General features: G+C 60.7%; 18 protein-coding genes. 9 read left to right on the forward strand and 9 right to left on the reverse strand.

Going from position 1 to position 17,906, the window contains the following annotated elements; genetic code table 11:
• Positions 1-53 precede the first annotated feature (53 nt).
• From secF to yajC, 3 genes are read right to left on the reverse strand one after another with little or no spacing between them, the layout of a single operon-like run.
• Positions 54-1,004, reverse strand: a complete 951-nt coding sequence (gene secF, locus ABWQ00_RS09010; RefSeq protein ID WP_353238335.1) for a protein translocase subunit SecF — start codon at positions 1,002-1,004, stop codon at positions 54-56.
• Between the two features lie 12 nt (positions 1,005-1,016).
• Complete coding sequence (gene secD, locus ABWQ00_RS09015; RefSeq protein ID WP_353238336.1) at positions 1,017-2,894, reverse strand: protein translocase subunit SecD; 1,878 nt, start codon at positions 2,892-2,894, stop codon at positions 1,017-1,019.
• A gap of 40 nt (positions 2,895-2,934) precedes the next feature.
• On the reverse strand, positions 2,935-3,267 hold the full coding sequence (gene yajC, locus ABWQ00_RS09020; protein WP_353238337.1) for a preprotein translocase subunit YajC: 333 nt from the start codon (positions 3,265-3,267) through the stop codon (positions 2,935-2,937).
• A 179-nt stretch (positions 3,268-3,446) separates the two neighbouring features.
• Between yajC and nthA the strand changes: the two genes are divergently transcribed.
• The 4 genes from nthA to ABWQ00_RS09040 are packed head-to-tail and all read left to right on the forward strand — an operon-like array spanning position 3,447 to position 6,050.
• Entirely contained in the window at positions 3,447-4,112 is a 666-nt protein-coding gene (gene nthA / locus ABWQ00_RS09025) for a nitrile hydratase subunit alpha (RefSeq protein ID WP_353238338.1), read from the forward strand.
• A complete protein-coding gene (nthB, locus tag ABWQ00_RS09030; protein ID WP_353238339.1) occupies positions 4,109-4,786 on the forward strand; it encodes a nitrile hydratase subunit beta in 678 nt (225 codons plus the stop codon). The genes nthA and nthB overlap by 4 nt, the downstream gene beginning before the upstream one ends.
• Before the next feature lie 11 nt (positions 4,787-4,797).
• On the forward strand, positions 4,798-5,184 hold the full coding sequence (locus ABWQ00_RS09035) for a nitrile hydratase accessory protein (protein WP_353238340.1): 387 nt from the start codon (positions 4,798-4,800) through the stop codon (positions 5,182-5,184).
• 32 nt (positions 5,185-5,216) lie between these two features.
• Complete coding sequence (locus ABWQ00_RS09040; RefSeq protein ID WP_353238365.1) at positions 5,217-6,050, forward strand: EamA family transporter; 834 nt, start codon at positions 5,217-5,219, stop codon at positions 6,048-6,050.
• A 23-nt stretch (positions 6,051-6,073) separates the two neighbouring features.
• On the opposite strand, the gene ABWQ00_RS09045 is transcribed toward ABWQ00_RS09040, so the two are convergent.
• From ABWQ00_RS09045 to ABWQ00_RS09055, 3 genes are all read right to left on the reverse strand, one after another.
• The gene (locus ABWQ00_RS09045; protein ID WP_353238341.1) at positions 6,074-7,291 is read right to left on the reverse strand and encodes a hypothetical protein; all 1,218 of its coding nucleotides are present in this window, start codon (positions 7,289-7,291) and stop codon (positions 6,074-6,076) included.
• Positions 7,292-7,361: 70 nt separating this feature from the next.
• On the reverse strand, positions 7,362-8,150 hold the full coding sequence (locus tag ABWQ00_RS09050; RefSeq protein WP_353238342.1) for an enoyl-CoA hydratase/isomerase family protein: 789 nt from the start codon (positions 8,148-8,150) through the stop codon (positions 7,362-7,364).
• A gap of 97 nt (positions 8,151-8,247) precedes the next feature.
• The gene (locus ABWQ00_RS09055) at positions 8,248-8,805 is read right to left on the reverse strand and encodes a phasin family protein (protein ID WP_353238343.1); all 558 of its coding nucleotides are present in this window, start codon (positions 8,803-8,805) and stop codon (positions 8,248-8,250) included.
• A 240-nt stretch (positions 8,806-9,045) separates the two neighbouring features.
• Here ABWQ00_RS09055 and ABWQ00_RS09060 point away from each other — a divergent pair, with 240 nt between their 5' ends.
• Positions 9,046-9,651 carry a hypothetical protein gene (locus tag ABWQ00_RS09060; RefSeq protein ID WP_353238344.1) on the forward strand — a complete coding sequence of 202 codons (606 nt, stop codon included), beginning with the start codon at positions 9,046-9,048 and terminating at the stop codon, positions 9,649-9,651.
• A gap of 5 nt (positions 9,652-9,656) precedes the next feature.
• Here ABWQ00_RS09060 and ABWQ00_RS09065 read toward each other — a convergent pair whose 3' ends face one another.
• Positions 9,657-10,178, reverse strand: a complete 522-nt coding sequence (locus ABWQ00_RS09065; protein ID WP_353238345.1) for a Spy/CpxP family protein refolding chaperone — start codon at positions 10,176-10,178, stop codon at positions 9,657-9,659.
• Between the two features lie 186 nt (positions 10,179-10,364).
• Between ABWQ00_RS09065 and ABWQ00_RS09070 the strand changes: the two genes are divergently transcribed.
• Complete coding sequence (locus ABWQ00_RS09070; RefSeq protein ID WP_353238346.1) at positions 10,365-11,102, forward strand: response regulator; 738 nt, start codon at positions 10,365-10,367, stop codon at positions 11,100-11,102.
• Entirely contained in the window at positions 11,099-12,511 is a 1,413-nt protein-coding gene (locus ABWQ00_RS09075) for an ATP-binding protein (protein WP_353238347.1), read from the forward strand. The genes ABWQ00_RS09070 and ABWQ00_RS09075 overlap by 4 nt, the downstream gene beginning before the upstream one ends.
• Positions 12,512-12,515: 4 nt before the next feature.
• On the opposite strand, the gene mdeB is transcribed toward ABWQ00_RS09075, so the two are convergent.
• A complete protein-coding gene (gene mdeB, locus ABWQ00_RS09080; protein ID WP_353238348.1) occupies positions 12,516-15,122 on the reverse strand; it encodes an alpha-ketoglutarate dehydrogenase in 2,607 nt (868 codons plus the stop codon).
• A 102-nt stretch (positions 15,123-15,224) separates the two neighbouring features.
• On the opposite strand from mdeB, the gene ABWQ00_RS09085 reads away from it, so the two are divergent.
• Complete coding sequence (locus tag ABWQ00_RS09085; RefSeq protein ID WP_026039502.1) at positions 15,225-15,692, forward strand: Lrp/AsnC family transcriptional regulator; 468 nt, start codon at positions 15,225-15,227, stop codon at positions 15,690-15,692.
• Between the two features lie 142 nt (positions 15,693-15,834).
• On the opposite strand, the gene ABWQ00_RS09090 is transcribed toward ABWQ00_RS09085, so the two are convergent.
• The gene (locus ABWQ00_RS09090; RefSeq protein ID WP_353238349.1) at positions 15,835-16,446 is read right to left on the reverse strand and encodes a 3'-5' exonuclease; all 612 of its coding nucleotides are present in this window, start codon (positions 16,444-16,446) and stop codon (positions 15,835-15,837) included.
• Positions 16,447-16,547: 101 nt separating this feature from the next.
• On the opposite strand from ABWQ00_RS09090, the gene ABWQ00_RS09095 reads away from it, so the two are divergent.
• Positions 16,548-17,729 (forward strand): ATP-binding protein, encoded by a 1,182-nt coding sequence (locus ABWQ00_RS09095; protein ID WP_353238350.1) that lies wholly within the window; start codon positions 16,548-16,550, stop codon positions 17,727-17,729.
• Positions 17,730-17,906: the final 177 nt, after the last annotated feature.

Consider the following 17,906-nt stretch of genomic DNA (forward strand, 5'->3'; position numbering starts at 1 on the left):
AAGCAAAGGGCACCCGAAGGTGCCCTTGTGCAACAACCAAGCCTGGTGATCTGTCAGACCACGGCGCCCGAATTTTCGTCGTTCGGGTCGTGGTCTTTCTTGACCGGCTTGACCATGTCTTCGCGGCTGATGCCCAGCCACATGGCCACGGCAGCACCCACAAACACCGACGAGTAAATGCCAAAGCAAATGCCAATCGTCAGCGCCAAGGCAAAGTAGTACAGCGTCTCACCCCCAAACAGCAGCATGGACAGCACCATGATCTGCGTCGAGCCGTGGGTGATGATGGTGCGGCTGATGGTCGAGGTGATTGCGTTGTCGATGATCTCTACCGTGTTCATCTTGCGGTAACGGCGGAAATTCTCGCGAATCCGGTCAAAGATCACCACCGACTCGTTCACCGAATAACCCAGCACCGCCAACACCGCGGCCAACACCGCCAGCGAAAACTCCCACTGGAAGAACGCAAAAAAACCCAAGATGATGATCACATCGTGCAAGTTGGCAATGATGGCCGAGACGGCAAACTTCCACTCGAAACGGATGGCCAAATAAATCATGATGCCGCCCACCACAAAGGCCAGCGCCATCAGCCCGTCCTTGACCAGCTCATCCCCCACCTGCGGGCCCACAAACTCGGTGCGGCGCAGGGTCACATCGGGGTTGGCCGCTTTCAGGGCGTTGAGCACGGTCTCGCTTTGCTGGGCGGTGGTCACGCCTTTTTGCACCGGCAGGCGGATCAGCACTTCACGCGCCGAGCCAAAGTTCTGCACCTGCACCTCGGCATAACCCAAGCCTGAAATCACGCCGCGCACTTTGGGCAAATCAGCCGGTTGGCTGTAACTCACTTCCATCAGGGTGCCGCCGGTGAATTCCACCGACAAATGCAAGCCCCTGCTGAACAAAAAGAACACGGCCAAGAAGAACGTGATGAATGACACCGCGTTCAGCACCAAGGCATGGCGCATGAAGGGGATATCTTTTCTGATTTTGAACAATTCCATGGTCTTTTCCCCTTAGTCGGCTTTCACCGCAGTGCCAGCCTCTGGGCGCCAAACGGTACCAATGGACACCGATTTGAGTTTCTTCTTGCCGCCATACCAAAGATTGACCAAGCCGCGCGAAAAGAGAACCGCTGAAAACATGCTCGTCAAAATGCCGATGCAATGCACCACGGCAAAACCACGCACCGGACCAGAACCAAAGGCCAGCAAGGCCACGCCCGCGATCAAGGTGGTGATGTTGGAGTCCAAAATCGTGGACCAGGCGCGGTCATAGCCCGCGTGGATGGCCGCTTGCGGGCTGGCGCCGTTGCGCAGCTCTTCGCGCACACGCTCATTGATCAGCACGTTCGAGTCAATCGCCATGCCCAAAGCCAGTGCCATGGCGGCCATGCCGGGCAAAGTGAGCGTGGCTTGCAGCAAGGACAGCACGGCCACCAACAACAGCAAGTTGACCCCCAGTGCGATGCCGGAGAACACGCCGAACATGGCGTAATAAATCGCCATGAAAGCCACGATCACCACAAAGCCCCAGGTCACGCTGTTGAAGCCCTTGGCGATGTTCTCTGCACCCAGGCTCGGGCCAATGGTGCGCTCTTCGATGATCTCCATCGGCGCTGCCAGCGAGCCTGCACGCAACAGCAGCGCGGTGTCGTTGGCTTCGGCCGTGGTCATGCGGCCCGAAATCTGCACCCGACCGCCACCGATTTCGGCACGGATCACGGGGGCAGTGACCACTTCGCCCTTGCCCTTTTCGAACAAGATGATGGCCATGCGCTTGCCCACGTTGTCACGCGTCACATCCTTGAAGATGCGGGCGCCCTTACCGTCCAAGGTCAGATTGACCACGGGCTCTTGCGTCTGACTGTCAAATCCAGGCTGGGCATCGGTCAGGTTGTCACCCGTGAGCACCACTTGCTTTTTGACAATCAAAGGGCGGCCATCGCGCTCCAGATAGCGCTCAGCACCAAAAGGCACCATGCCGCCTTGTTCGGCAGCACGGGCTTCGGTGCTTTCGTCCACCATGCGCACCTCTAGGGTGGCGGTACGGCCCAAAATGTCTTTGGCCTTGGCCGTGTCTTGCACGCCGGGCAGCTGCACCACAATGCGGTCCAGGCCTTGCTGCTGAATCACCGGCTCGGCCACACCCAACTCGTTGATGCGGTTGTGCAAGGTGGTGATGTTTTGCTTGAGGGCCTGCGCCTGCACCAAGCGAGCCGCCTCGGGTTTGATGGTGGCCGTCAAACGGAACTCATTGCCATCGGCCACTGAATTGATTTGCAAGTCTGCAAACTGAGCGGCGATCAGGTCTTGGGCTGCCTGCAACTGCTTGGCGTCGCGCAAACGCATCTCGATGGTTTGGCCGCTTCGGCTCATGCCGCCATGGCGCAAGTCTTTCTCACGGAAGGTGGTGCGCAAGTCACCCACCAAGGCTTCGACACGCTGGGTCAAAGCCGCCTGCATGTCCACTTGCAGCATGAAGTGCACGCCACCACGCAAGTCCAGGCCCAAATACATGGGCGCCGCACCCAGCGAAGTCAACCAAGCCGGGGACCTTGTCACCAGGTTCAAAGCCACCACAAAAGAAGGGTTGCTCGCGTCTGGAATCAAGGCCTTTTCAATCGCGTCTTTGGCCTTGATCTGGTTGTCGGTGGTGTCAAAGCGGGCGCGGATCGAGGCACCATCCAGCGCCAAGGTCTGCGGGCTCAGGCCTGCCGTCTTGAGGGCCTCTTCGACGCGCTGCAAAGTGGTGTTGTCCACCTTGACCGTGGCCTTGCCCGAAGACACCTGCACCGCAGGGGCCTCACCAAAAAAGTTGGGCAGCGTGTACACCGTCCCCAACAACAAGGCAATCACAAGGATCGCGTACTTCCAGATCGGGTAACGGTTCATGGTGACTCGCGTGCAGGCAGGGTATCAGTGGGAAGGCAGATTACTTGATCGTGCCTTTGGGCAGCACTTGAATCACGGCGCTGCGCTGCATTTGCACTTCAACGCCAGTGGCCATCTCGATGCCGATGTAGGCATCACCGATCTTGCTGACTTTGCCCAGCAAACCACCCGCAGTCACCACCTCATCGCCCTTGGCCAAGGCATCGATCATGGCGCGGTGTTCTTTTTGCTTCTTCATCTGGGGGCGGATCATGACGAAGTAAAGGACCACAAACATCAGCAACAAAGGCAGCATGCTCATCAAAGTGGACTGAAAGTCACCACCCGAGGCGGCGGCAGGAGCAGTTTGGGCAAAAGCTGAAGAGATGAACATGGGGTCTCCAAAAATCAAATTCGGTTTGAAACAGTTGTCGCCAGCGTCTGCCGCAGGCGAAGCCGCCATTGTATGCGGCGCTATGATCACCTCTAAAAGCCCGGCCCACACAGGGCCAGCCCTTCAAAGACCGCTGAAGCCAGCCCATGAGTGCGGCTCAAATCAGCCAGGAGACACGCATGCAACCCGCTCACGGACATTCGCCCGAGCCCCAGCCAGGCCACCCCCACGGTCACTCACATGACCACGCGCACAGCACCTTGGGCGAAATGGACCTGCGGGTGCGGGCCCTGGAGACCCTGCTGACGCAAAAAGGCTACTTGGACCCGGCCGCCGTGGACCGCATCATCGAAACCTACGAGGTGCATGTGGGTCCGCACAACGGCGCCAAAGTGGTGGCCCGCGCTTGGGCTGACCCCAGTTTTAGAGACTGGCTGCTCCAAGACGCCACCGCCGCCATCGCCTCGATGGACTACACCGGCCGCCAAGGCGAGCACATGGTGGCCGTGCCCAACACCCCCGAAACGCACAACATGGTGGTCTGCACCCTGTGCAGCTGCTACCCCTGGCCCGTGTTGGGCCTGCCCCCAGTTTGGTACAAAAGCGCCGCTTACCGTTCGCGCGCCGTGATCGAGCCGCGTGCCGTTCTGGCCGACTTTGGCGTCACCCTGCCGCCGGGCCAAAACATCCGTGTCTGGGACTCCACCGCCGAAGTGCGCTACTTGGTGCTGCCGGAGCGCCCCGCAGGCACCGAGGGCTGGAGCGAAGAACAACTGGCCCAACTGGTGACCCGCGACGCCATGATCGGCACCGGCCTGGCCTTAAACCCAAAGGAACTGGCATGAACGGCCTGCACGACATGGGCGGCCTGCAAGGCTTCGGCCCGGTTCAGATTGAGGCCAACGAGCCGCTGTTCCATGGGGAGTGGGAGCGCAGAGCCTTGGGCGTGACGGTGGCCATGGGCGCCAGCGGCCTGTGGAACATCGACCTGGCCCGCTCGGCCCGCGAATCTTTGCCCCCGCTGGACTATGTGCAAGGTCCTTACTACGCCATCTGGATCAAGGCGCTGCAAAAGTTGTTGGTCGAGCGCGGCCTGATCACTGAACAAGAACTGACCCAGGGCCAACCGATCACGCCGACTTTGGCGGGCGTGCGGGTGCTCCAAGCCGCCGAGGTCGATGCGGCACTGGCCAAAGGCAGCCCGGCAGACCGTCCCAGCACCCAAGCCCCCCGCTTTGCCGTGGGCCAGCGCGTGCGCGCCCTGAACCTCAACCCCCAAGGCCACACCCGGCTGCCGCGGTATGTGCGTGGCCATGTGGGCACGGTGGTGCTGCACCACGGCAGCCACGTCTTGCCCGATCAGCATGTGAACCAGATGCTGCCGCCTTTTGACGGAACAGCCGAGCACCTCTACACCGTGGTGTTTGACGGCACCGAACTGTGGGGTCAGCAAGCCGAGGCCGGGCACCAAGTGAGCGTGGACGCCTGGGAGTCTTATCTGGAAGCAGTCCCCTCGTGATCGCCGCCCCCATGAACAACGCCATCCAAGACCTGAACGACCTGGCCCGGGCTTGCGGCGACGGCTTTCCCATGCCCGCCACCGCCAACAACGGCGCGGTGTTTGAAGAACCCTGGCAGGCCCACGCCTTTGCCATGACCTTGCAGTTGCACGAAAAAGGCGTCTTCACTTGGCCGCAGTGGGCCGATGCCCTGACCCGCGAGATCCGCGCGGGCCAAACCCGCGGCGAAGCCAGCGACGGCAGCCTCTACTACACCCACTGGCTCAACGCGCTGGAGCAACTGGTCATCGAGCGCCAACTGGGCACGCCCGATGAAATCCATGATTTGGAACACGCCTGGGAAGCGGCAGCCAAGCGCACGCCGCATGGCCAGCCCATCGTTCTGAACGCCGAATAAAGAGGCCTTGTTTGAATCTTCGTTTGTGGGCCATGCTGGCCTTGATGGGCAGTTTGTTGTCCTTGGCATTTGGCACTTCGTTTGCCAAGAGCTTGTTCCCGGCCTTGGGCGCTGAGGGCACCACCGCCTACCGCATCGTGTTTGCCACGTTGATCCTGATGGCGGTGTTCCGACCTTGGCGCAGAAAATGGGTCTGGGCCGATGCCTTGCCACTGGGCCTTTATGGCGTCACGCTGGGTGTGATGAACCTGCTGTTTTACAGCGCGATCAAGACCATTCCCTTTGGCGTGGCCATTGCCATCGAATTCACCGGGCCCTTGGCCGTGGCGGTCTGGACCTCCAAAAAAGCCAGCGACTGGCTCTGGGTGGCGCTGGCCATCGCGGGCCTGGCCTTGCTGCTGCCCCTGCCCGGGGGCGATGCAGCCACAGCGCTCGACCCCATGGGCATGTTTTTCGCCTTCACGGCGGGCATTTGCTGGGCGCTTTACATCGTGTTTGGCCAACGCGTGGCACTGCGCTATGGCAGCATGGCGACCCCCATGGGCATGCTGGCCGCCGCCATCGTGGTGGCCCCCATCGGTGTTTTCCATGCGGGCACAGCCATGCTGGACCCGCAATGGCTGGTGGCAGGCTTGGCCGTGGCCTTGCTGTCCAGCGCCATTCCTTATGCGCTGGAAATGTTCTCGCTCAACCACCTGCCCAAAAACACCTTCAGCATCCTGCTCAGCCTGGAGCCCGCTGTCGGGGCGCTGGCGGGCTGGCTGGTGTTGGCCGAACACCTGAGCCTGTCTCAAGGGCTGGCCATTGCACTCGTCATGGCGGCCTCGATGGGCACGGCTTGGTCAGCAGGACGCACCAAGCCCTGATCACCCAAGGCTTGACCGAGGCCTTACTTCGTTGGTGCGGTCGCAGGGGCCGGAGCCGGAGCGGCAGCAGCGGCACTGGTAGGAGCAGGCGCCGGTACCGGGGTCGGGACAGGGACTGCGACAGGCGCCACGACAGGCGCGGCTGCAGGCGCGGCTGCAGGCGCGGCTGCAGGCGCGGCTGCAGGTGCCACGGCGGGCGCTGCAGCACCCGCGGGTGGGCTTGGCTTGGCTTCTTCGGTGGGTGCGGGTTGGTTTTTGCCCGTCAGCTTGTCCACCTGTTTGAGCAACCAATTGCGGTTTTCAATCCGCTCTTTCTCTTTGCGGATTTTTTCTTCCGCAATTTGCGCCTTCAGCGCGTCGATCTTGTCTTGGATGGCGCGCTGCTCGGCCAACTTGGCCTCTTCGGCCTGCTTTTCTGCCAACAGGCGCGCGTCTTCAATGGCTTTGATCTTAGCCGCCTCTTCGGCTTCCAAGCGCGCCACCCGCTCTTTCTCCAGTTGGATGCGCTTGTTTTTGGCGCCCGCGATCTCTCGCACACCCGTTGTCCAAGGCTGGTTGCTCATTTGTCTTTGAATGGCCACCTCTTGGGTAATGACTTGGGTCTTGCCGTTGATCTGTGCGCTGAAGAAACCCTCGCAACGGGTTTGGATGCCGCCAGCCAATGTGCAAGCATGACCCGCAGGGTTCTGCGCCCCCCAAGCTTTGGGTCGGGCCAAGAAGGCATCGCATTGGCTGAACACCTGCTGAATCCGAAGGTCTTCCGCGCTGGGTCTGGCGTCATTGAAGTCAAACCACTCAGGACGCACTTTTTCATGGGCCATGCCCACGCGCACGCACTCGGCTTTGGCGGGCGACAGCTGGGCCAACATGGCCGACCACACGGCCTGCGTCAAGGCATTGTCACGGACCACCTTGAAAGCCAAATCACCTTGTGTGGGGCAGGCGTTGATCACCCCTTCTGGCGTTCGACGCGACAGGCCACGCCATTGAACAAGCACAGAGGTTTCATTGCCGGGTGTGATCGCGATGCGGGTGTCAAAAAAGGGCGCACGCACGACACGCTCAAAAGGGGGCTGACCGGGGACGGTGATTTCCAGGTTGCACACCTGCTCGCCATTGAGCACCCGCGCTGACACGGGCACGGTGTTGGCCTGGCCAGCCACCAGCACATATTGACCCGCCCACGCCACAGGCGCGAGCCACAGGCTCAGCAGCACCCCATACCAACGACTTGCACCCATTGCGCACCCATTCCAAGAAAGAAGCATCCACCAACAGTATCGGCAGCAGTGGGCTTGACTTGATAGCGGGTCAGCGCCCCACAAAAACAGGCTGGCGGCGCTGGGCAAATGCCGCGCGGCCCTCGGCAAAGTCCAGGCTTTGGCTGCTGGTTTGCTCGCGTTCGCGTAAAACGGTCTCGTCGGCCTGCCCGGCTTCGATTTCGCGCAAAGACTTTTTGGTCTCTTGCACCGCCACAGGGGCCAAGGCCAACACATCGTCGACCAGCGTCTGCAGTGTTGGCGCCCAGTCTTCGGGCCCCACCAGCGCCTCCAACAAGCCCATGGCATCGAGTTGCTGGGCTGTGAAAGGCCGCGCCGTCAGAAAAGCCCTTTTGGCACCGGCCAAGCCAAATCTGCTCACATAGCGCTGCAAACCACTCGGGTAGTAATGCAGGCCCAGGGCTGTGGCGGGCATGCGCCACTCGATGCCCTGCAAGCCCATACGCAAGTCACACGCCAGCACCACATCGGTGGCCCCGCCATACACACTGCCGTTCAATGCGCCAATGGTCACCGGGCGCAGGGCCGCCAGCGTATCCGGAATTTCTTCGAAAAAAGTGGACCCGTGGCCCGGCTCGTCAAAGCCCCCAATGTCATAACCCGAGCAAAACACCGGCTTGGGCTGGCCCGCCGTGTTGGCGGTCAACACCAACACGCGCACCTCGGGATCGCGGTTGACGGTGTCAAAGTGCAGCAACAAAGCCTTGAGGTCGGCATTTTCCAAGCGGTTGCGCTGGGCCGGGCGGTTCAAGGTGATGGTGGCCACACCGCCTTCGGTGTGCAAAACGGGGACCGAAGGCTGGGCAAATGCTGCGTGCATGGGGGGCGTCCAAAACAAAAAGGGTGTCCGAAGACACCCTGATTGTAGGAAGCAGGCGACCAGCGCCCGCTGTTTGAGCGGAGGTTTAAGCGGCGGATCAGGCCTTGGCTTTGGCCTTGGACATGGCAGCCTTGACCGAAGCTTCGGCTTGGGCTTGAGCGGCTTTGATGCTGGACTCAGCGCTGTCGGCGGCTTGCTTGGCCACTTTTTTCAGGGTTTCAGCAGCCGTCTGGCTGGCTTCGAAAGCAGTCTTGATGGCGGCTACAGCGGCGTCGGAGCCAGCAGGTGCGTTCTTCAGGCTGTTCTCGACCAAGCTTTTGACAGCCTTTTCGGACTCGGCCATCTTGCCTTCGACGGCTTTGGTGAACACGGCGCTGGTGCTGTTGGCGATGTCAGCGATGTGACGGCCATAAGACACCGACTTTTCGATGGCGGGCTGAACCAAAGCAGCTTGCACAGCCATCAGGTCTTGTGGGCTCTTGGCAGCCATCAGGGCTTGCATGTTGGCGAAAGACTCACCCACAGCGGCTTTGCCAGCGGCCATGTTCAGTTCAACCAAACGCTCGAAACCGGCAAATGCGGTTTGCGACAGGTCTGCAGCGGCAGCGATGTTGGCTTTTTGTGTGGCGGCGAATTGATCGACGTTGAAGTTCATGGTGTGTTCCTTGAAAGGTTTTGTTGCAATGCAGCAATTTGAACACCACCCAGAGACCAGAGCAAGGGAAAACCCGCTCTTTAGAGTCCGCTCTCCAATTGGACAAATGGTTGTTCCAAGTCGCAGAAAGTCAGGCCTCAGCCCTGAGCCATCTCTTGCGCAGGGCCATTGCCACTGTGGGCGCATCCACTCACTACACTTGGCGCTCCAGCAAATCAGGCCGACAACTTTTTTATCTTTATGGAATTCATCAGTCTTTTGTTCATTTCGGCCATGGGCATTCACTGGCTCAATCTGCAGAGTCAGCGCAAACGCACCGCTTTGTTGGCCGAACAGCTGCGTCCCTTCCAGATTGAAAAGCTCATGTCGCAGCTGACCACCGCCTATATGCGGGCCTTGGGAGAAAGCGACCCAGAGCGCCAACGGCACATTTTTCAACTGCAAGAACAAGCCGAACAACAATTGGCCGCTGATTTTCTGCTCTTGGCCCGCGAATTTGCCAAACTGCCCGCCCCTGTGTCGCGCGGTCTCAAGCTGGCCCTGCCTTTCATTGACCAGCTCTCGCCCAAGGTCTGTTTTGACATGCGCCGCCTGCTCGAGGTGCACGCACAAGGCATCGAGCGCGCCGTGGACAACCGTGAAGGCCTGTCCGACAAGGCGCGCTCATTTCGCATGATGGGCGAGATGTTTTTGATGCAGCACAGCTGCCACTGGTTTTGCCGCTCCAAAACCATCGCCTCGGCCCGCATGCTGGCCCAGCACCAAACACGATACGAGCAAGCGCTCGACGCTGTCAGCCCCGAAACGCGGCAGGCCTACTTGGCAGTGGTACAGGCCACAAGCTGAAGAACTCAGCTTTTGCAGGCTTCTCGCTGGTCTCTTTTGCCGGCATGGCCATGGTGTTGACGGCCGTAGTGTCCGACCGCGTCTGACCACTCGGCATTGAAAACGGTTTGTTGCGCCGTGTTGAGCTGAGGCAACAGGGTTTGTGTGATCTGTTTCATTTTGGCCAATTGCGCTTGTTGGACCTGCATCATTTGACCCATCGCCTCCATGCGCTCGGTCGCACCCATGGTCTTATCGTCCTTGGCTTTTCTCATGGCATCGTGCATTGCGCCGCGCTGCTTCGCACGAGCCTCGGACAATTCTTTCATGCCATTGGCAAAGGCGTTCCAAGCGGGGCGCTGTGCATCCTCTAATTTCAAAGCCCCTTCTAGCTTGGCCAATCGGGCCTCGAGGTGATGGCCACCTGAGCGTTTGCCAAGGCTGCGGTGCTCATGGTGTTTGTCCATGCCGTGGTGAGAGGCCATGGCCGTCATGCTGGCGCCGCCGAGCAGCGCAGCCGACAAAATCCAGATCCATTGCTTTTTCATTTCAAACTCCTTGAAGGTGTGAATCCGCTCTTGGCGGTCTCTGACGAACGTCAGATCGGTGTATTGAAAGGCGTTTGGACCCCAAAGAAATGTCTCAGGCACAACATTTTGCAAGCGCATGTGTCTGCGAGGTCTCCAGACATCTTTTGATACAAAAAACCTTCAGGGCGCCCGTATCATGACCACATGACACCCACCCCAGACCATGTTTTGCTGGTTGATGACGACCCCGAAATCCGGCAATTGACAGCGAAATACCTGGAGCAAAACAGCATCCAGTGCAGCACCGCGGCCAACAGCCATGAGATGCGCCGCATGCTGCAGATGCAGCGTGTGGATCTGTTGGTCCTCGATGTGATGATGCCCGGCGAAGACGGCCTGACGATTTGCCGCAACTTGCGCGCCGACGGCAGCGCATATGCACAGCTGCCCATCCTCATGCTCACTGCACGCACCGACGACGCCGACCGCATTTTGGGCTTGGAAATGGGCGCCGACGATTACTTGGGCAAGCCGTTTGTCCCGCGCGAATTGTTGGCTCGCATTCGTGCCATCTTGCGTCGCTCGCGCGCTTTACCCGCCAATTTACAAACCACTAACAGCCCCAACCGATGGCGTTTTTCGGGTTACACACTCGATGCCTTGTCACGCCAGGTGCGCAACCCCGATGGGATTTTGTTGGTGCTGACTTCGGGCGAATACCGTGTGTTGCACGTCTTGCTCAACCATGCCAACAAGGTGCTGTCTCGAGAGCAGCTGCTTGAACTGACCCAAGGGCGATCGGGCGATGCGTTTGACCGCTCCATCGACCTGCTCATCAGCCGCCTCCGCTTGCGCTTGGGCGAGCCCGCACGCAGATTGGGCTTGATCAAAACTGTACGCAGCGAAGGGTATGTGCTGGCCACCGAGGTGCACGTCGAATGATGGCGGTGCTGAAAAAAATCTGGCCGCAAAGCCTGTTTGCCCGCTTGTTGTGGGTGTGGCTGATGGGTTTGACTCTGGTGCTGGCTGCGGCAGCTTGGCTCGCGCTGGACGAACGCACGACTCGTGGACAAGTCGTGTTGCATGCGAAGCTCACGCAAGAGCTGGCCGCATCGGCCGATTGGCTCGACACCTTGAGCCCTGGCCAACGAGAACAGTGGCTAGAAGACAAGGATCAGGGCAAGCGCCGCGAGCGTTGGCGTCTTGAACCACCCAAGGCGTGGTCACCAAACGCCAACCCACTGCCGCCCCATATTCGACCTTTGGCGATTTATTTGGCCAGCGAATTGGCGCCGCGCCAGCCACTTGTGCAGCACTTCACGCCACTGCACGATAGACAAAGACATGGCGATGCTGATGGCCACCACCCAGAACGTTCGCGCGGACAAACCTGGGTGTCGCTGCTGTTGGCCGATGGCGCACAGGTTTATGTCCGATTGCCCGCAACTTACCCCCCACATGGGGCCATGGGCAGGCCAGGCTTTGGCAGCGACACGCACTGGGGCTTGGTGGCGCTGACCGTGCTGGTGGGTCTGGCGCTGTTGACTTGGCTGGCGGTGGTGTACGCCACGCGCCCGCTCAAGCGCATGACACAAGCTGCCAAGGACTTGGCCGATCACCCCAACCAAGCCCCATTGCCCGAAGACGGACCCTTGGAGGTGCGCCAAGCCGCGCAGGCCTTCAACCACATGCAAGCCCAATTGCAGCGGCACATGGCGCAGCAAACCCAGGTGCTCGCGGCGATCGCCCACGACTTGCAAACACCGCTGACGCGCTTGCGCCTGAAAACCGAATGGGTCAGCGATGAGGCGCTGCGCCAACGCATGCAAGCCGACCTGAGCGAAATGCAAGATTTGGTGCAAGACGGCTTGGCGCTGGCCCGCAGCTGGCATGCCCAGCCACAGCGCCAGCCGGTGCACCTGAACCAGCTGTTGCAAACCCAGCTCAACGAATGGGAAGACCTGGGCTGGGCGGTGCAAATACAGGGCGCTGACAGCGATTGTTTGGTCAACACCGATGTGGCCGCCCTGCGCCGGGTGTTGGGCAATGTGGTGCACAACGCCATCACCTACGGCCACCGCGCCACGGTCACCTTGTTGTGCAAAGACCCCAGCCAGCCCGATCACTGGTGCATCGTGGTGGAGGACGAGGGGCCAGGCCTGCCCGAGCCCGACTTGCAAACGGTGTTGCAACCGTTTGTGCGCCAAGAAAGCTCGCGCAACCGACAAACCGGCGGCACGGGCTTGGGTTTGTCGATCGCGCTGAACCTGATGACCGCCTTGGGCGGGCGCTTGGTCTTGGCCAACCGAGCGCAAGGTGGCTTGCGCGTCACCCTCAGCGCACCGCGTTAAGCCTTCACTTCAGCGCCCGCAGCGCCGCTTGCGCGATGCTGTCCGCGTCCACCGCAAAGAAGCGGCGCAGCGCGGCGCGGGTGTCGCTTCGGCCGAAGCCATCGGTGCCCAGCGTGCGGTAGCGGCGGCCTTTGGGTACGAAGGCGCGCACGCTCTCGGGCACGGCGCGCACATAGTCGGTGGCGGCGATCACGGGGCCTTGGGTGGCGTTCAGCAGTTGCGCCAGGTGCCCAGCGCCCACAACGCCACTAGCTTCTTGCGCCATGCCATCGCGCGCCAGTTCGCTCCAGCTGGTGATGCTCAACACCTCCACGCCCACGCCTTGTGCGGCCAGTTGCTGCGCGGCTTTGACCACTTCGGTCAGGATCGCGCCGGAGCCGAGCAAGGTCACGCGCTGGGAGGCATCGCTCGGGCCGTACACGCCAAATCGGTAGCCCCCGCGCAGCACATCGGCCTCCACGCCCGCAGGCAAGTCGGGCTGGGCGTAGTTCTCGTTCATCAGGGTCACGTAATAAAAAACATCGGCCTGCTGCTCGACCATCTCGCGCGTGCCCGCGTCCAGAATCACCGCCAGCTCGCCCGCAAAGGCCGGATCGTAGGCCTTGCAGTTGGGGATGGTGGCCGCCACCAAATGGCTGCTGCCGTCCTGGTGTTGCAAGCCCTCGCCGCCCAAGGTGGTGCGCCCGGATGTCGCACCCAGCAAAAAGCCCCGCGCCCGCTGGTCGGCAGCAGCCCAGATGGCGTCACCCACACGCTGAAAGCCGAACATCGAGTAGTAAATGTAGAAAGGCAGCATGGCCAGGCCGTGCACGCTGTAGCTGGTGGCCGCGGCTGTCCAGCTGGCGATCGCGCCGGCTTCGCTGATGCCTTCTTCCAAGATCTGGCCGTCGGTGGCTTCGCGGTAGCTCAGCACCGAGCCGATGTCTTCGGGCGCGTAGCGCTGGCCGACGCTGCTGTAAATGCCCACCTGTTTGAACAGGTTGGCCATGCCAAAGGTACGCGCCTCGTCGGCCACGATGGGCACGATGCGCGGGCCCAAGGTGCTGTCTTTGAGCAGGTTGCCCAGCATGCGTACAAAGGCCATGGTGGTGCTCATCTCTTTGCCGTCGGCCTGCAACGCAAACTGTCCGTAACTGGTGAGGGCAGGCACAGGCAAGCGGTCGCAAGTCGTCTCGCGCTTGGGCAAGCTGCCACCCAAGCGGGCGCGGTGCTCGCGCAGGTAGCGCATCTCGGCGCTGTCGCCGGCAGGTTTGTAAAACGCCAAGCCCTTGGCCTGCTCGTCGCTCAGCGGCAGGTCAAAGCGGTTGCGGTAGTCGATCAGGTCTTGTTCGTCGAACTTCTTTTGGCTGTGCGTGGTCATCTTGCCCTGCCCCGCGCTGCCCATGCCAAAGCCTTTTTTGGTGTGCGCCAGGATCACCGTGGGCTGGCCACGGTGCGCTGCGGCGGCGGCATAAGCGGCGTGGATTTTCACGATGTCGTGCCCACCGCGTTTGAGCCGGTCGATCTGCTCGTCGGTCATGCCCTGCGCCAGCCGCGCCAGTTCTTCGTTTTGGCCGAAGAAGTTGTCGCGGTTGTAGCGCCCGTCCTTGGCCGCAAAGGTCTGCATTTGGCCGTCCACCGTGTTGGCGAAGGCCCGCAGCAAAGCGCCCGAGGTGTCGCGTGCCAGCAGGCCGTCCCAGTCGCTGCCCCAGACCAGCTTGATCACGTTCCAGCCCGCGCCGGCAAACAGCTTTTCCAGCTCGTCGATGATGCGGCCGTTGCCGCGCACTGGGCCGTCCAGGCGCTGCAAATTGCAGTTGACCACCCACACCAGGTTGTCGAGTTTTTCGCGTGCGGCCAAGGTCAGGGCGCTCATGCTCTCGGGCTCGTCCATCTCGCCGTCGCCAAACACGCCCCACACCTTGCGGGCGCTGCAGTCTTGCAGCTGGCGGTGCGTCAGGTAGCGCATGAAGCGCGCGTGGTAGATCGAGCTGATCGGCCCCAAGCCCATGGAACCGGTGGGGAACTGCCAAAAGTCGGGCATCAGCCAAGGGTGCGGGTAGCTCGACAAACCGCGTGCACCGCTGTCGGGTGCGGTGATCTCTTGGCGGTAGTGCATCAGGTCCGCCTCGCTCAAGCGGCCTTCCAGAAAAGCGCGGGCATACACCCCGGGAGCACTGTGCGGCTGAAAGAACACCAAGTCGCCTTTGTGTTGCTCGGTGCGCGCATGAAAGAAATGGTGGAAGCCGGTCTCGAACAAATCGGCCACGCTGGCGTAACTGGCGATGTGCCCGCCCAACTCGCCATAGGCTTGGTTGGCGCGCACCACCATGGCCAACGCGTTCCAACGCATGATGGCCACCAGCCGCTCTTCGGTGGCCAAGTCGCCGGGGAAGTCGGGCTGGTCTTGCACCGCAATGGTGTTCATGTAAGGCGTGTTCAGCTCGGGCTGCCAGCCGGTGCGCTGCTGGCGTGCCACGACGGCCAGCTCATCCAAAATTTGGCGGGCACGCGCTGGGCCTTGGGTGCCGATCAGCGCCAGCAAAGCATCGCGCCACTCGGCGGTTTCTTCGGGGTCGATGTCTTGGGCGTTCAACATCGCTTGCAAATGGGGTTCGATGGGTGCGTTCATGCGCTTAACTTTACAGAGGCATGCGGCGCATGTGCTGCGTATTTGAACCAACTTATTCGCCTTTTAAAGCACAATATGCTGAAATTTTAAGGAATTCAGCACATGATTCTTGACAACGTGGATTTGAAGATACTGGACGAACTGCAGCGCGACGGCTCGCTGTCCAACGTGACCCTGGCCAAACGCATTGGCCTGTCGCCCTCGCCGTGCTTGGCCCGCGTCAAGGCACTGGAGTCTGGCGGCGTGATCCAGCGCTACGTGGCGCTGGCCAGCGCGGCAGCGCTGGGCTTGGGCCTCACGGTGTTCATCTCCATCAGCCTCAAGACCCAAAGCAAGGAAACCCTGGCCGACTTTGAGGCGCACATCGCCCGGCACGACGAAGTGATGGAGTGCTATTTGATGACCGGCGACAGCGACTATTTGCTGCGCGTGGCCGTGCGCGACATGGCGGCGCTGGAGCGCTTCATTCTGGAGCAGCTCTCACCGATCCCGGGGGTGGAAAAAATCCGCTCCAGCTTTGCGCTCAAGCAGGTGCGCTACAAAACGGCGCTGCCGCTGGGTTTGGGGTGAAATGTGCGCCAATTTTTGCGGGTATTTTTGCGACTTTGAGAATTCACCCAAGTCTTTGTCGCATATGGATTTTTCAAGGGTTTCCTCGATCTTTTTGCGACTTTAAATGCGAGTTCAAATGCGACTTGAAATGCGCTTTTATTCAGGCTTGCGCCCGCTGCTTCAAATACGGCCCCACCATGTGGCGGCTGGTGCGTTGCAGGCCCATCAGCAAAGCGTGGTCGGCATGCTGGCAGCCGTAGCGGGTTTTCAGGTCGTGCTGCATCTGCGCCAGCAAATGCGCGGCCATCTCGGCATCGGCCAGCGCCCGGTGGGCGCGGCCTGAAGAAGGCAAATGGTGCAGCGCCGCCAGCGTGCCCAGCTTGTGGTTGGGCGCTTGCGGGTACAAGCGGCGCGACAGCAGCAAAGTGCAGGCGAAGGCGTGCGAGCCTTCTTGCCCGCAGCGGGCCAGCTCGGCCTGCCAAAACTTTTTGTCAAAGGCCGCGTTGTGCGCCACCATGGGCCGCCCGCCCACAAAGCGGGCCGCCTCGCGCATCACCTGCTCAGCAGCTGGCGCGGCCTGCACCATCTCGTTGGTGATGCCCGTGAGCTGGGTGATGAAAGGGTTCACCCGCACCCCGGCGTTCATCAGGCTTTGGTAGCGGTCCACCACCTGCCCGCCTTCGAGCATGACGATGGCCACCTCGGTGGCGCGGTCGCCCATATTGGGCGAGATGCCTGTGGTTTCGAAGTCGATGATGGCGATGGGGTTCATGGGTAGAAATACAGGTGTTTGGATCAAAGCTAGCGTGTCTCACGCCATCGCCAAAATAAATTAACCCCGTAAATCAAACATCTGATGTATGATTTACGGGAATGATTAATCGACAAATCGCCTCCATTGTCCACCAAAGGCTCAGCTCCGGCGTGCCCGCTGCGGTATTGCTCGGGCCCCGTCAGGTGGGGAAAACCACGCTTGCGCGTCAACTTGCGGCCGATTGGCCCCAGGGCGCGGTGTACCTGGATCTGGAACTTCCCTCAGATCGCCGCCGCTTGGAAGACCCCGAAACCTATTTGAGGGCACAAGCCCCCAAACTCGTCGTCATCGATGAAATCCACCGCGTGCCAGAACTTTTTGCCGTCCTTCGCGGGCTCATTGACGAAAGGCGTGCAGCTGGTCAGCGTTACGGCCATTTTTTGCTCTTGGGCTCGGCCGCTATGGAGCTGATGCAGCAATCTTCCGAAACCCTGGCCGGTCGAGTGGCCTATCTGGACATGCATGCCATCAACTTGAGCGAAGCCATCCCTGCAGGCCTGACTGAATCTGTTTTGTGGAACCGCGGCGGCTTTCCAGACAGTTTGCTGGCGCAAGACGATGCACACAGCATGGCATGGCGGCAAGACTTCATACGCTCTTATTTAGAACGTGACGTGCCCATGTTTGCCCCCCCCCGGATGCCTGCCGAAACATTGGGCCGCCTGTGGACCATGCTGGCGCACCAACAAGGCAGCCAAATCAATCAAGCGCAATTGGCAGCCAGCCTGGGTGTCAGTGCCCCGACCGTAGGCCGCTACATCGACCTGCTCACCGACCTGCACTTGGTGCGCCGACTTCAGCCCTGGTTTGCCAATGTGGGCAAGCGCTTGGTCAAGACACCCAAAGTGTTTGTGCGCGACAGCGGCTTGGTGCATGCTTTGCTGGGCCTGAAAAACGAAAACGACGTGCTGGGTCACCCCGTTGCAGGAGCCAGCTACGAGGGCTTTGTGTTGGAAACACTGATCACGCAAGCAGGCCCATCGCTCAAACCCTACTTTTATCGCACCCACGATGGTGCTGAAATTGACCTGCTGTTTGAACGCGGCGGGCAACCCGACATCGCGATCGAGGTCAAACGATCCAGTGCGCCATCCCCCGAGCGAGGGTTCAAACAAGCGTGTGATGATCTGGGCATCACCCAGCGCTTCGTGGTCTACCCGGGTAACGAGCGTTTCAGCCTGCGACAAGGCGCACAGGCCATTGGCTTGCAAGGCATGCTCGAATTGCTCAACCCCAACTGAACCACAAGGCACGGACTTCGCCCATGCGCCCCGACCCCCTCCTCTTCTGTACCGACCTGCACGGCCTCCAACACGACAACATTGACAGCAGCGCCCACTGTGACGCGGAAGGCTTTTAGAATTTTTGGGAGGGGCTGCGGGTGGGCATGGCGTTGGATGTGCCCCTTGGGTAGCGCC

It is taken from the genome of Limnohabitans sp. (assembly GCF_040400975.1).
Lineage (GTDB): Bacteria > Pseudomonadota > Gammaproteobacteria > Burkholderiales > Burkholderiaceae_C > Limnohabitans_A.

Excerpts from the sequence above, each read along its gene's own strand:
- secF (WP_353238335.1), bottom strand. The coding sequence starts at position 1,004 with ATGGAATTGTTCAAAATCAGAAAAGATATCCCCTTCATGCGCCATGCC.
- secD (WP_353238336.1), bottom strand. The coding sequence starts at position 2,894 with ATGAACCGTTACCCGATCTGGAAGTACGCGATCCTTGTGATTGCCTTG.
- yajC (WP_353238337.1), bottom strand. The coding sequence starts at position 3,267 with ATGTTCATCTCTTCAGCTTTTGCCCAAACTGCTCCTGCCGCCGCCTCG.
- nthA (WP_353238338.1), top strand. The coding sequence starts at position 3,447 with ATGCAACCCGCTCACGGACATTCGCCCGAGCCCCAGCCAGGCCACCCC.
- nthB (WP_353238339.1), top strand. The coding sequence starts at position 4,109 with ATGAACGGCCTGCACGACATGGGCGGCCTGCAAGGCTTCGGCCCGGTT.
- ABWQ00_RS09035 (WP_353238340.1), top strand. The coding sequence starts at position 4,798 with ATGAACAACGCCATCCAAGACCTGAACGACCTGGCCCGGGCTTGCGGC.
- ABWQ00_RS09040 (WP_353238365.1), top strand. The coding sequence starts at position 5,217 with ATGCTGGCCTTGATGGGCAGTTTGTTGTCCTTGGCATTTGGCACTTCG.
- ABWQ00_RS09045 (WP_353238341.1), bottom strand. The coding sequence starts at position 7,291 with ATGGGTGCAAGTCGTTGGTATGGGGTGCTGCTGAGCCTGTGGCTCGCG.
- ABWQ00_RS09050 (WP_353238342.1), bottom strand. The coding sequence starts at position 8,150 with ATGCACGCAGCATTTGCCCAGCCTTCGGTCCCCGTTTTGCACACCGAA.
- ABWQ00_RS09055 (WP_353238343.1), bottom strand. The coding sequence starts at position 8,805 with ATGAACTTCAACGTCGATCAATTCGCCGCCACACAAAAAGCCAACATC.
- ABWQ00_RS09060 (WP_353238344.1), top strand. The coding sequence starts at position 9,046 with ATGGAATTCATCAGTCTTTTGTTCATTTCGGCCATGGGCATTCACTGG.
- ABWQ00_RS09065 (WP_353238345.1), bottom strand. The coding sequence starts at position 10,178 with ATGAAAAAGCAATGGATCTGGATTTTGTCGGCTGCGCTGCTCGGCGGC.
- ABWQ00_RS09070 (WP_353238346.1), top strand. The coding sequence starts at position 10,365 with ATGACACCCACCCCAGACCATGTTTTGCTGGTTGATGACGACCCCGAA.
- ABWQ00_RS09075 (WP_353238347.1), top strand. The coding sequence starts at position 11,099 with ATGATGGCGGTGCTGAAAAAAATCTGGCCGCAAAGCCTGTTTGCCCGC.
- mdeB (WP_353238348.1), bottom strand. The coding sequence starts at position 15,122 with ATGAACGCACCCATCGAACCCCATTTGCAAGCGATGTTGAACGCCCAA.
- ABWQ00_RS09085 (WP_026039502.1), top strand. The coding sequence starts at position 15,225 with ATGATTCTTGACAACGTGGATTTGAAGATACTGGACGAACTGCAGCGC.
- ABWQ00_RS09090 (WP_353238349.1), bottom strand. The coding sequence starts at position 16,446 with ATGAACCCCATCGCCATCATCGACTTCGAAACCACAGGCATCTCGCCC.
- ABWQ00_RS09095 (WP_353238350.1), top strand. The coding sequence starts at position 16,548 with ATGATTAATCGACAAATCGCCTCCATTGTCCACCAAAGGCTCAGCTCC.